Here is a 12,085-nt window from a genome sequence, read left to right as displayed (position 1 = left end):
TAGACTGATATTAATCGGGTTTGCCGTCGCCATCGTCATCCAACAGATCGGGTTTACCGTCACCATCAGTATCCCAGGCGTCTGGCTTGCCGTCGCCGCTGCGGTCCCATGCATCCATCGTGCCATCACCATCGGTATCAATTGTTGGCGCAGGAATTTCGGATTCCATTGGCTCTTCTTGCGTATCCTGGGCGGCAATCGCGCCAGTGGCCATGGAGAAACCGACACCAACAGTTATCAAGTAAGGTGTCATCCTTCGCACTGGCTTCAAAGTCTTTTTGGAAGTCATTGCATCTACTCCTAATGCAGATCATTCCCCTGTCTCGCGCAGTAATGTCCCGCCGCCACCCGCAAAACAAGCGGGCAGCGGCTAGACGAGACAAAAACAAGACTTTGCGGCGGTTTTTGAAAACTGCCCGATATCCAGCACTATCTGCCGCTAAGCAAAACAGGCCTAGGCGACTGCGAACATCTCAGGTTCGAGGCCCATTATTGCTTCGCTTCCACCTTCGATTTTGCGGCGCAGCGAACCAGTGTCAGGGAAAAAGCGTTCGGAGAAATATTGAGCGGTCACCAGCTTGCTTTCATAAAACTGTGCATTGTCTTCACCCGAAGCCAACGCTTCCGAAGCTGCTTTTGCCATTCTGAGCCACATCAGACCCAGAGCAACAATGCCCATGATATGCATGTAGTGATGGGCGCCTGCCCCGGCATTATTCGGGTTGGCCATAGCATTTTGCATAAACCACATCGTCGCTTTCTGAAGCTCGCCATTGGCTTTTTCGAGACCTTCGGCAAAGCTTTTCAGTTTGTCGTCACCCTTGGCTTCTTCGACCTCTTTGGCGATCACAGCAAATAATGCCTGCACACCGCGGCCACCATTTTGCGCCAGCTTGCGGCCAACCAGGTCCATCGCCTGAATACCGTTGGTGCCTTCATAGATCATGGCAATACGGGCATCACGGACATATTGTTCCATACCCCATTCGCCAATATAGCCATGCCCGCCATAGACTTGTTGAGCATTGGTCGCGACCTCATAGCCCTTGTCGGTGCCATAGCCTTTGATGACAGGCGTCAGCAACGACAACAGGTCATCCGCCGACTGGCGTTCTTCTTCGGTCTGTGCCTTGTGAATCAGATCCGCCTGAAGTGCACCCCACAAGCACAAGGCCCGCATGCCTTCGGTAAAGGCTTTTCCATCCAGCAGCATCCGGCGCACATCGGGATGAACAAACAAAGTGTCCGCTTTTTCGTCGAGATCTTCTGGCCCGGTTAACGCCCGTCCCTGACGCCGGTCGTTGGCATAATGAACGGCATTTTGATAAGCGACCTCCGCAATACCCAAGCCTTGCTGACCTACGCCCAGACGCGCGACATTCATCATGATGAACATGGCCGCAAGACCTTTATTCTCTTCACCAACCAGATATCCGGTCGCGCCGTCATAGTTCATCACACAGGTCGAGTTTCCGTGAATGCCCATTTTATGTTCAATAGATCCGCAGGACACCGCATTCCTGTCACCAAGCGAACCATCTTCGTTGACGATGAACTTCGGCACGATAAACAGAGAAATACCCTTAACACTGTCCGGTGCGTCCGGTGTCTTTGCGAGCACCAGATGAATGATATTATCAGACATGTCATGTTCACCAGACGAGATAAATATCTTGGTCCCGGTGATTGCATGAGAACCGTCGGCATTCGGCTCGGCCTTGGTTCGGATCAGCCCCAGATCTGTACCACAATGCGGTTCGGTCAGGTTCATTGTGCCAGTCCATTCACCCGACAGCATTTTGGGAACAAACTTTGCTTTCTGTTCGTCACTGCCTTTGGCCAAAATGGACGAGATCGCGCCGTGAGTGAGCCCAGGATACATTGCAAAAGCCATATTGCCGCTGGCCATATATTCTTCAAATGCCATCGAAACGATATGTGGCAGGCCTTGGCCACCAAATTCTTCTGGCCCGGACAAAGTACCCCAGCCTGCCTCGCGATATTGCTTGTAGGCATCCTTGAAACCGGTGGGTGTCGTCACACTGCCATCTTCGTGCCGCGTACAACCTTCTTGGTCACCGACCTGATTGAGCGGGAACAGCACGTTTTCAATAAACTTGCTGCCTTCAGTCAAAATGGCATCAATCATTTCAGGCGTGGCATTTTCGAAACCCGGAAGGTTTGAAAAGCGTTCAATTCCAAGAACGTTGTTGATGATGAATTGCGTATCCCGGACGGGCGCTTGATAATTTGGCACTTTTTATGACTTTCTCTTAAATGGGAATAGCCAGATAACGCTGGCAAATTGTCCTCTAACTTTGTTGTACTTTGGCGTCTTTCACAGCCTCTTGCACAATCTTTATAAACTCGGTCAGTTCTTTAATCGAACTGTCTATGTCGCTTCGCTGTTGCTTGAGCAGGTCTACTTTTTCCTGGCATCGATCAATCGTCACCTTCATTTGCGTAATTCGCCCGTCACCAAGATCATAAAGATCAATCATCTCACGAATCTCGGTCAGGCTAAAGCCGACGTTTTTAGCGCGCATGATCCATGCAAGACGTGCCCGATCACGTTTTGTGTAGATACGAGTCAGACCTTTGCGATGTGGTGCGATAAGGCCTTCGTCTTCATAAAAACGGAGCGCACGAGCCGTGACTCCAAATTCCTCGGACAGATCGGAAATCGTAAAGGTTTCGCGATTCTTTAAGTCAGGCGTATCAATCTCGGCATGGTTAAGCGATTTCGACATGCCTCCTTGTAGCTTACGCTAACGTAAACGTCAATACTAACCGCTGGGACATAAGCTATCGATTTCACGACCGCGGGTTGATCGTGCTACCGCATCCCCTTCTCCCACCAAGTAGAAACTAACGCCGTCGAGAACTGCCCGTGGCGTGCAATAGCTCGCACAAGTTTCTGGCAAATTGCCCGGAAAGCGAAGGGAAACGCCATCAAAACTTGCGGTAAAACCACATCTTTGTTCGCTGTCCAAAATTATCTCAATGTCTTCGCCCAACCGTCTAGCAGCCCCCAACCCTTCGCATTTGCTGTCTGGGCCAAAAACCGCGAGTAGGCCAATCTGATAACCGGCTTCATCATTACCAACTGCGCAAAATCGATCTTCTCCCAGATCACTTTGTCTCTCAAAGGCTCCCGAAAGACTGACATTGCGAACATCTGGAATTACACCTGCTTCGATCGCCGCCTTTTCCAGTCCAGAAGGCTGCTCTTTTGAAACTGCTAGAGATTCGTCTGATTGTGTACCGGACTGATTGCAAGCAGCTAACAAGCAGGCTGTCAGTGCAATAATCCGCGGTTTCATTCGATATTCTCCAATCGATCCTTCCCCACTATGCGATAAAAGCAACTTGTGGCTCCGGTATGGCAGGTCGGCCCAGCTGGCCTAGCCTTGATCCATATAGCATCTTGATCACAGTCGATGCGCATCTCGACCAAGTTCAAAATATTCCCCGACGTTTCACCTTTCTTCCAAAGCTTCTGCCGACTGCGCGAATAAAAATGCGCGATGCCAGTTTCTAAAGTCAGGTCTAGCGCCTCAGCATCCATAAATGCCACCATCAGAACATCGCCCGACGAATCATCGGTGACTACAGCGGTTATCAAACCGTTCGAATCATATTTGGGATTGAGCTGCAAACCGGACTCGCGGTCGTTATTTTGATCATCGGTCATTCGTTTGAACTAGGGTTGCGGAGCACAACACGCAACGCAAAACCGCTCTTTCCGCTATCAAGTCAACGAAACGCGACAAATATGATATTTTTATGACCAAGGGGGAAGACAAACCCGGGAATCAAATCTATATCCCTGCCATCCCCTGCTGGCGTCATAAAGACGCATATATTTTGGGCAGCAAACAAGGTGCGATATGCTTACAACCCACCCGTTTGAAGATGACAAACTACGTGAAGAATGCGGTGTATTTGGTGTCGCCGGAGTTGAAGACGCCGCCGCGATGGTTGCTCTGGGCCTTCACGCCTTACAACATCGCGGACAGGAGGCAGCCGGAATCACATGCCGCAATGGCCGCGAATTCTATAGTCATCGTGCCCTTGGCCCCGTGGCAGGCAATTTCGATAGCCAGGAAGTCATGGACAAGCTGCGCGGCGACTATGCTTGCGGCCATGTCCGCTATTCCACTACCGGTGCTGGGACATTGCGTAACATTCAGCCGCTGGAAGCAGATCTTGCTTCTGGCGGTTTTGCTATCGCTCATAACGGAAATATTTCCAATGCACTGAAATTACGGCACGAGTTAGTGCAGAATGGATCGATATTTCAGTCAACCAGCGATACCGAAGTGATTATTCACCTGCTGGCGACATCAAAATACCGGACACTTCTGGACAAGTTTATCGATGCCCTCAGAAAAGTGGAGGGCGCCTATTCGCTAATTTGCATGACACCTGAAGGTATGATTGCTTGCCGTGATCCTCTCGGTATCCGCCCCCTGGTCATTGGCAAAATTGGCGATGCTTATGTTTTCGCATCAGAGACAGTGGCTCTCGACCTTGTCGGTGCAGACTATGTCCGAAGCGTTGATGCCGGCGAGCTGATCGTAGTCTCCAATGGAGAAATGCGTTCGCATCGACCATTTGGGCAAACAAACGCTCGCCCCTGCATTTTCGAGCATGTCTATTTCTCGCGTCCGGATTCCATCGTCGATGGCTCATCAGTTTATAGCGTACGAAAAGAAATCGGTGCCCAACTGGCCATTGAAAATCCGGTCGACGCAGATTATGTCATACCCGTTCCAGACAGCGGAACACCCGCTGCCATCGGTTACGCAGAACAGTCAGGCATCCCATTTGAACTGGGCATCATTCGGTCCCACTATGTCGGCCGCACTTTCATTCAACCCGGTGACGGTGTCCGCCATCTTGGCGTAAAACTTAAGCACAATGCCAACAGACCATTGGTAAACGGCAAAAAAATTGTCTTGATCGATGACAGTATCGTGCGTGGAACCACCAGTCTGAAAATCGTCCAGATGATGCGCGAAGCTGGTGCCGCAGAAGTGCATATGCGTATCGCCAGCCCCCCGACCATGCATAGCTGCTTTTATGGTGTGAACACGCCAACACGGGAAAAATTGCTGGCCGCAATGAAATCGGTCGACCAAATGTGCGAGTATATTCAAGCAGACAGCCTCTCCTTCATTTCCATAGATGGACTTTACAAAGCCGTTGGTGAGGAATCACGTCAGGAAGTGGAGCCACAATATTGTGATGCCTGCTTCACTGGCGCGTACCCAACACCGCTCACAGATCAGGAGGGTGGGCAGCAGCCTGATCAGCTTACCTTGTTAAATGAGAAGGTGGCGGCAAAAGAAGCACCTATATTGGTCGAGCAAGTTGGATAGGTTTGAAATTTAACAATGAGTTTTGAAAATCAACTGGCGCTGGTCACCGGCGCAAGCCGTGGTATTGGCGCTGCTACTGCGATCGCGTTAGCGGCGAAAGGTGCCCATGTCATATTGACGGCTCGCACTGCAAAAGACCTGGAAGAGGTAGAAGAGAAGATTCACCAGGCCGGCGGACATGCTACTATCGCGCCTCTTGATCTGACCGATGGCGATAGCATCGGTCGCCTTGCTCACGCCATCTCGGATCGCTGGGAAGCGCTTGATATTATGGTCCTCAATGCCGCCATGCTTGGGACGTTAACACCCGTTCCAGCCATTGACGGGAAGGAATTCAATAGTCTTTTGACACTCAACCTGATCGCGCAACAAGCATTGATCGCTGCGTTCGATCCGATGATGCGCAAAAGCGAAGATGCCCGCCTACTCGCCATAACCAGCGGCGTCGGCCGATCTCCCCGTGCCTTTTGGGGCGCGTATGGAGCCTCCAAAGCCGCGCTCGAAACGCTGGTCATCAGCTATGGCGAAGAGATGCGTAACCTTGGAAAATTACGCACCGCTATAATCAACCCGGGCCGCACTCGAACCAATATGCGAGCAAGCGCCTATCCCGGCGAAGACCCGCAATCGGTCAAACCGCCTGAGGTCGTGGCAGATCGCATGGTTGAAATTCTCGCCAGCGATTTTGAAACCGGCGAGCGTTTCGATATCAGTTAACAGCAGCCGTTTCGGTTGCTTCTCCATTCTCTGAATCCAGATAGGCTTTCACCGCATTGAAAAAGGCGATGCGTTGAGCGCCCTGCTCTTCCGGGGTTGCACTTGGCCAATTGCTGTTACTGGCGACAACCAATTTACGAGCCGGATCGATGAATATCCCCTGCCCGAAAATACCCTGACCGGCAAAGCTGCCGTCATCAAAAGTCCACCATTGATAGCCATAACCGCGGCCGGGAATATCGATATCGGCCTGTTTGGTTCCAGCCTTGGCAAACCACCCTTCAGGTACGATCGACTCGTCACCAATCATACCGCCATTCATTGCGAGTTGACCAAAGAGCGCATAGTCCCTCACGGTCGCGGAAATACAACAACCGCCGATTTCCTTGCCTCCTTCATTGAGCAGCCATTCCCCGTCCTGTGACATGCCATAAGGCGCCCAGACCTTTTCGGAGAGATATTCAGATATCGTCTTGCCCGTCGCTTTGGCTACCAGCACTCCAATGAGATTGGTTTCACCTGTATTATATTGCCAACGTGTGCCGGGTTCTGCTTCGCTTTCCAGCGTCTTCATATACACGATAATCGGATCAACACCGTCAACCGGCTTGGTATTATTGAACAGCGCTACATCGGATTTGGGATCGGCATAATCCTCGTTCCATTTGACGCCGGAAGTCATGGTCAAAAGCTGCTCGACAGTCACCCCGTCATAGCCGCTACCTTTTAGCTCCGGGATATAATCTGTCAGCGGATCATCGATTGACTTGATGAAGCCGTCTTTGATGGCCGCGCCGACCATTGTTGACACCAAGGATTTCGCTACAGAAAAAGATGTCCAGCGATCATCCTTGCCGAATTCCATCCGATATTCTTCCAACCGGATTTTACCATCCTGCAATATCACAATGCCAGCCGAACGCTGATCAGCCATATACTGATCTACAGATAGCATCTTCCCATCCACCTCAAATTCTTTCGGGAACGCTTCGCCCTGCTCCAGCACTTTCGGTGCATCGCCAGCCGCGATCGTGTTTGATGGAACGAGCGTATCCATCATACGAAAGGCTTTGTTGCGCTGATCGTCTGTCCAGAACAGAATGTTCTTGTCTGTAGGCAGTCCAGCTGCATCAGCAGCTACTTCCTTGACCTTCTCACAACCCGGCAGCGCCAGACATAGTCCAACACCCGTCATTGCCAATGTCAGTTTTTTCCCCAAACTCATGGTCCACTCCTGTTTTTCATTTTTCTTTTGTTAAAGTAACTTGCGAGACATTGATACCGCCGCCCCTGAAGCCGCCTTCACAATATGTAAGATAATAGCGCCAAAGCCGAACAAAATGCTCATCAAATCCGGCTGGTAAGTTGCCTTGATCGACGACCTTATCGAAACGCTCGCGCCAGATTTTCAGCGTTTCCGCGTAGTCAGGACCAAAGTCGCGGTGATCCGACCATGCCAGTCCGCGCTCTTCTGCAAGCGCTCGAAACCGCCTTTCCGAAAGCAACATTCCGCCGGGAAATATATAGGTCTGAATAAAGTCAGCACTGGCGGCATATTGTTCGAAAATATCATCGGCGATGCTGATATATTGAATGGCAGCGTGTCCGCCGGGTTTCAGATTGCGCGCCACGCAATCCAGAAAGTCCGGCCAGTATTTCTGCCCGACCGCTTCGACCATCTCAACGCTGGCAATCGCGTCATATTGTCCATCTACGTCACGATAATCCTGAATCAGGAAATTGGCCTCCGGATATTGCTTGCGCGCCCATTCGGTTTGCTCGTCGGATAAAGAAATACCGGTTACGTCCAGCCCGTGGTCTCGCGCCAGTGTTCCCGACAAATATCCCCAACCGCATCCGATCTCTAAGACCTTCTGACCGGGCTTGGTATCGAGACGGCTGGCTATCGCCGCAACCTTCTTCGCCTGCGCTTCGTCTAGCGCTTCTGCTTTTCCTTCCGCATCTTCGAACAATGCGCTGGAATAGCTCATGCTTTCGTCGAGCCACAGGCGGTAGAAGTCATTGCCCAGATCATAGTGATATTGGATATTCTGCCGAGCGCGTGTTTTGTCGTTATGCCGCCGCGAATGGCGCATTTTGGCAATAAATCGAAATATACCGGCAGCCCGCCCGGTGTCTTTCAATCCAGCACGGTTCCGCGTGAATAGATCAAACACCGGCACCAAGTCCGGACTTTCCCACTCGCCGAGTTCCCAGGCGCGATACCAGCCAACTGAACCGCTATTCACCAGACGCAACAAAGCTGTCCAGCTATGGAGCGTGATTTCCGCCATTGGCCCTTCGCCACGTCCACCAACAATGCGAGTGGTGCCATCGGGCAATTTGCCTTCAAACGTGCCATGATCCATGCCGGCGTCGATCCGGTCCAATATCCGGTGAAAGCCCGGCGCGGTCAGGCGCGCGAACAATCCGCCCCCTGTCCCGAAGCGCTTACGCGCGTCAAGCAGGTGCTTGCCTCGTTTTGGTGCCTCCGCATTCATGATGCAAATATGGACCAGTGGTAACTGCTTGGCAATGCGTTACTATCCCTATCTATGGCCATCACCTCAAGAACCGGGTGCGGCAGCGGAGCCAGCTAAAATGCCGCCATCGATCGTCATCTCGGTACCAGTGATGTAGCTCGCCTCGTCCGAAGCCAACAGCACAGCAACCGCCGCCACCTCTTCAGCCTCACCAAAACGCTGCATCGGCGTATCTTTTACCATCGCGGCCATCGCGACCTCGCGATACTCACCCTCTCCTAACATGGGTTCCCACATCGGGCTCATGATCGCTGCCGGATGGATGGAGTTGCAGCGAACATTTAATCCTAATTGTGCACAATAGAGGGCGACCGATTTACTGTGGTTGCGGATCGCCGCCTTGGATGACGCATAGGCAGCAGCGCTTGGTATGCCAACCATGCCGGAACGGGAAGAGATATTGATGATCGAGCCCGCTCCCTTTTCCTTCATCGCGCGAATAGCATAGCGACATCCCATGAATGTGCCATCGAGATTGACTCGGTGTACCGCCCGCCAGTCTTCCAGCGACGCATCTTCCGGATCATGGGGCGCTACGCCCGCTTCAAATCCGGTAATGCCAGCATTGTTGACGACGACGTCCGCCGTGGGATGCAGCTCGGCCAGATGCTCCCAATCCGCTTCCTTTTCGACATCGAGGGCAAGGGTGGGACTTCCCAATTCTTGTCCAGTCTGCGCCAATGTTTCGGCGTCCTTATCGGTCAAAAGGACCGTTGCCCCCTCGTCGATAAAGGCCTTGGCAATGGCTTTACCAATGCCGCGAGCAGCACCGGTGATAACGCAAAATTTTCCTGATAGTCTGTGCATAAAAGATCCTGAATGAAGGTGTCAAAATATCCAGTCCAGCCCAGCGGACTGAAGGGTTTCATTTTGATTTGCCCGAAGGCAACCTACTTATTCATCGACCTGATATCCTCTTTTCGATTGTTCGGATGAATAAGCATATATCTCAGCCATTTCAATCCTTTCCCTCACTTCACTTGCGCATAGGCATCCAGCGCCCGTTCGCGCGCCTCTTTGTGCGCAATGATTTTTGAACGATAGCTCGGCGGTTTAGCCCCGCTTTCCTCGGGATCATGGATATAGGGATCGCTGATATCCGCCAGTTCCGGCACCCATTTGCGAATATAGTCTCCTGCATTGAATTTTTCCGATTGGGTAAGCGGTGCCATGATGCGAACAAACATATTGCTGTCGACACCGGTTCCGGACGTCCACTGCCAATTGACGCTATTCGACGCAAAATCGGCATCGACCAAAGTGTCCCAAAACCATTTCTCGCCTTCGCGCCAGTCGATCAGCAAATGCTTGATCAAGAAGCTGGCCGTGATCATGCGCACGCGGTTGTGCATCCATCCGGTCGCCCACAATTCCCGCATACCGGCATCGACAATCGGATAGCCGGTCTGACCGCGACACCAGGCGTCATAGTCCTTGCGGACCTTGGGCTCAGACATGTCGCGCCACGGGAACCCGCGGAATTTTTCACGATAGCTTTCCCCGCCATATTGCGGGAATTGCTGAATGACATTTTGCGCATAGTCGCGCCAGACCAACTCTTTAAGATAAGTCTCGACTTTCGTCCCCTGCCCGGCAACCCTGTTCCAGATGGTTGCGGGACTGATTTCCCCAAAATGCAGATACGGAGAGAGGCGCGATACCAGTAGCTCCGACGGCAGGTTACGCCCTTCATTATACTCCTCGGCTTTATCGACAAAAGATTCAAGATTGTCCTGCGCACCTTCTTCACCGGGCGTCCAATGGTCTGAAAACCCCTTTGCCCAATCAGGCTTGGTAGGCAGCAGGTTCCAGTCATCCAAAGCTTCGCTGTCCGGCCAGGCGTCAGGCGCGTTCAGGGCATTTGGAGGGGCAATCGCTGCCGCTGGCGGCATGCGCTCGCGCAGGGACTTCCAGAATGGCGTATAGATTTTGTAAGGACCACCACTACCGGTTTTCAGTGTTCCGGGCGGCAGTAGATAATTGCCATGGTGCAGGACGAGTTCGACATTGCCGTTCAATTTTGCTCGCAAGTCCTTCTGCGCATTAAGCCACCAAGGTTCATAATGATGCAGTGCATGAATTTCTTGGGCGCCGCTCTCCTGAGCCAGTTGAGCCAATATGTTGGCCGCACTACCGCGACGTAAGATCAGCCGCGATCCTCTAGCCCGCAGATCCGTGTCGAGAGATGTCAGGCTATGATACAACCACCAGCGCGAAGCTCCGCCCATAATTCGGTGCTTGGGTGTTTCGTCGTCGAGGACATAAACCGGGATGACGGAGCCTTTGGCAGAGGCTGCTGCAACCGCGGCCTGGTCCGAAAGGCGGAGGTCCCGGCGCAACCAGAGGATCGTAGGCGAGGTCATTGACCACCTATAGCGGTTTCTCCTGCACTGGGATTTTCATCATTCGATGTTACAGTGCTAACTGCAAAACGATCCTGAACCAGAGGGTTGCGAAACCGCATGTCGGAAATGTTCAAGGTCACCCCTTCTTCAGATGTACCATCCTTGTCCTTCTGCAAAACTGGCATTCTCGACCAAAACAGAAATGCGTCTACATCTGGATCTGATCTTTTGGCTTTCTCAACCATCGCTTGGGTTGCATCATTCTCTATCCATTCACCTTTCCAATAAAAAGGCTCCGGATTGATAAGATCAAACATCGCTTCACCATATCTGGCATTAACACCTGTGCCCATTTGCCAAAGCATTTCACGCCGCCAGAAAGTGACCGGTACGGGATTCGCAACTACCTGATCCGGTTTTTGTCCTACATGCTGGGTAACCGCCAGTTCAGTATCTGTTTCGGCCTTGCCGGTAATCAACCCATTGGCAAAAATATACGCGCAGATCACGGTAAAACTCACCCATGCCGGCCGTTGCCAGTCATCCCTGCCCTTTTTCTCGCGTCGCCGTGATATCCAGACGCCGGCAATCAGCGCAGCCCAGATCCAGATATCGATGATGAAGATGCTGTCGCCATAATACCATTGCGAGGAAAAAGGTTCGAGCAGGCGGACACCATAGCTGTTGAGCCAATCCAGCGCAGGATGGCTGAGGCAGCCAATATAGGCCAAAGCCAACAGCCAGCCCTTGTGAATCGGCAAGCGATCGGCAGGCCGTTTGCCGCGCCTCGTTTGCCAGCGATCGAACCACAGCATGAAGCCGGTCAGCAGTAACGGCAATATCACCATTGCAATCGGCCCGTGCGTAATACCGCGACGAATGGCGAGATGTTGATGGCCGCCGAGCAGTGTCGCAAACGCGTCAATATCGGGAATATTAGCCGCAATTATCAATGTGGCCATGCCCAGACCGGTTTTCTTTTTCAAGCCGAGTTGACCGAGAACGGCGCCGGCAAGACTATGGGTCAGATTATCCATGTAACCGAAAGCCGCCTAAACCGGATCGACAAATTATACATTTTATACGCAAAACGGCC

Annotated in this window: 12 protein-coding genes; 2 read left to right on the top strand and 10 right to left on the bottom strand. The window is 52.1% G+C overall.

The genetic code is table 11. From position 1 onward, the window contains the following. Positions 1–10 precede the first annotated feature (10 nt). From DK507_RS12790 to hisI, 5 genes are all read right to left on the bottom strand, one after another. Entirely contained in the window at positions 11–289 is a 279-nt protein-coding gene (locus DK507_RS12790) for a hypothetical protein (protein WP_109356745.1), read from the bottom strand. A 165-nt stretch (positions 290–454) separates the two neighbouring features. Further along, on the bottom strand, positions 455–2,257 hold the full coding sequence (locus DK507_RS12785; protein ID WP_109356744.1) for an acyl-CoA dehydrogenase C-terminal domain-containing protein: 1,803 nt from the start codon (positions 2,255–2,257) through the stop codon (positions 455–457). A 55-nt stretch (positions 2,258–2,312) separates the two neighbouring features. Continuing rightward, complete coding sequence (locus DK507_RS12780) at positions 2,313–2,750, bottom strand: MerR family DNA-binding transcriptional regulator (protein ID WP_109356743.1); 438 nt, start codon at positions 2,748–2,750, stop codon at positions 2,313–2,315. A gap of 36 nt (positions 2,751–2,786) precedes the next feature. Beyond that, positions 2,787–3,323 carry a hypothetical protein gene (locus DK507_RS12775; RefSeq protein WP_109356742.1) on the bottom strand — a complete coding sequence of 179 codons (537 nt, stop codon included), beginning with the start codon at positions 3,321–3,323 and terminating at the stop codon, positions 2,787–2,789. Further along, a complete protein-coding gene (gene hisI, locus DK507_RS12770; RefSeq protein WP_109356741.1) occupies positions 3,320–3,694 on the bottom strand; it encodes a phosphoribosyl-AMP cyclohydrolase in 375 nt (124 codons plus the stop codon). The genes DK507_RS12775 and hisI overlap by 4 nt, the downstream gene beginning before the upstream one ends. Positions 3,695–3,890: 196 nt before the next feature. Here hisI and purF point away from each other — a divergent pair, with 196 nt between their 5' ends. Then, positions 3,891–5,384, top strand: a complete 1,494-nt coding sequence (gene purF / locus DK507_RS12765) for an amidophosphoribosyltransferase (RefSeq protein ID WP_109356740.1) — start codon at positions 3,891–3,893, stop codon at positions 5,382–5,384. Positions 5,385–5,399: 15 nt separating this feature from the next. Continuing rightward, positions 5,400–6,101 carry an SDR family NAD(P)-dependent oxidoreductase gene (locus DK507_RS12760; protein ID WP_109356739.1) on the top strand — a complete coding sequence of 234 codons (702 nt, stop codon included), beginning with the start codon at positions 5,400–5,402 and terminating at the stop codon, positions 6,099–6,101. Here the strand turns inward: DK507_RS12760 and DK507_RS12755 are convergent. From DK507_RS12755 to DK507_RS12735, 5 genes are all read right to left on the bottom strand, one after another. Continuing rightward, entirely contained in the window at positions 6,094–7,326 is a 1,233-nt protein-coding gene (locus DK507_RS12755; RefSeq protein ID WP_254054376.1) for a serine hydrolase, read from the bottom strand. The genes DK507_RS12760 and DK507_RS12755 overlap by 8 nt on opposite strands. Positions 7,327–7,342: 16 nt before the next feature. Continuing rightward, complete coding sequence (locus DK507_RS12750) at positions 7,343–8,602, bottom strand: cyclopropane-fatty-acyl-phospholipid synthase family protein (protein WP_109356738.1); 1,260 nt, start codon at positions 8,600–8,602, stop codon at positions 7,343–7,345. A 66-nt stretch (positions 8,603–8,668) separates the two neighbouring features. Next, positions 8,669–9,451 carry an SDR family oxidoreductase gene (locus tag DK507_RS12745; RefSeq protein WP_109356737.1) on the bottom strand — a complete coding sequence of 261 codons (783 nt, stop codon included), beginning with the start codon at positions 9,449–9,451 and terminating at the stop codon, positions 8,669–8,671. Positions 9,452–9,615: 164 nt separating this feature from the next. Further along, positions 9,616–11,007, bottom strand: coding sequence for a deoxyribodipyrimidine photo-lyase (locus DK507_RS12740; protein WP_109356736.1), 1,392 nt, complete (start codon positions 11,005–11,007; stop codon positions 9,616–9,618). Continuing rightward, entirely contained in the window at positions 11,004–12,026 is a 1,023-nt protein-coding gene (locus tag DK507_RS12735; RefSeq protein WP_109356735.1) for a metal-dependent hydrolase, read from the bottom strand. Before DK507_RS12735 ends, DK507_RS12740 begins: the two co-directional genes overlap by 4 nt. Between the last annotated feature and the right edge of the window lie 59 nt (positions 12,027–12,085).

This window comes from Sphingorhabdus sp. EL138, from assembly GCF_900258045.1.
In the GTDB taxonomy this organism is placed as follows: domain Bacteria; phylum Pseudomonadota; class Alphaproteobacteria; order Sphingomonadales; family Sphingomonadaceae; genus Parasphingorhabdus.
Note: the sequence above shows the minus strand (reverse complement) of the source record. Positions and strands in the feature narration are given on the sequence as shown.

What these genes read in the sequence shown, in the direction of transcription:
- DK507_RS12790 (WP_109356745.1), bottom strand. Translation starts at nt 289, where the DNA reads ATGACTTCCAAAAAGACTTTGAAGCCAGTGCGAAGGATGACACCTTAC.
- DK507_RS12780 (WP_109356743.1), bottom strand. Translation starts at nt 2,750, where the DNA reads ATGTCGAAATCGCTTAACCATGCCGAGATTGATACGCCTGACTTAAAG.
- DK507_RS12775 (WP_109356742.1), bottom strand. Translation starts at nt 3,323, where the DNA reads ATGAAACCGCGGATTATTGCACTGACAGCCTGCTTGTTAGCTGCTTGC.
- hisI (WP_109356741.1), bottom strand. Translation starts at nt 3,694, where the DNA reads ATGACCGATGATCAAAATAACGACCGCGAGTCCGGTTTGCAGCTCAAT.
- purF (WP_109356740.1), top strand. Translation starts at nt 3,891, where the DNA reads ATGCTTACAACCCACCCGTTTGAAGATGACAAACTACGTGAAGAATGC.
- DK507_RS12760 (WP_109356739.1), top strand. Translation starts at nt 5,400, where the DNA reads ATGAGTTTTGAAAATCAACTGGCGCTGGTCACCGGCGCAAGCCGTGGT.
- DK507_RS12755 (WP_254054376.1), bottom strand. Translation starts at nt 7,326, where the DNA reads ATGAGTTTGGGGAAAAAACTGACATTGGCAATGACGGGTGTTGGACTA.
- DK507_RS12750 (WP_109356738.1), bottom strand. Translation starts at nt 8,602, where the DNA reads ATGAATGCGGAGGCACCAAAACGAGGCAAGCACCTGCTTGACGCGCGT.
- DK507_RS12745 (WP_109356737.1), bottom strand. Translation starts at nt 9,451, where the DNA reads ATGCACAGACTATCAGGAAAATTTTGCGTTATCACCGGTGCTGCTCGC.
- DK507_RS12740 (WP_109356736.1), bottom strand. Translation starts at nt 11,007, where the DNA reads ATGACCTCGCCTACGATCCTCTGGTTGCGCCGGGACCTCCGCCTTTCG.
- DK507_RS12735 (WP_109356735.1), bottom strand. Translation starts at nt 12,026, where the DNA reads ATGGATAATCTGACCCATAGTCTTGCCGGCGCCGTTCTCGGTCAACTC.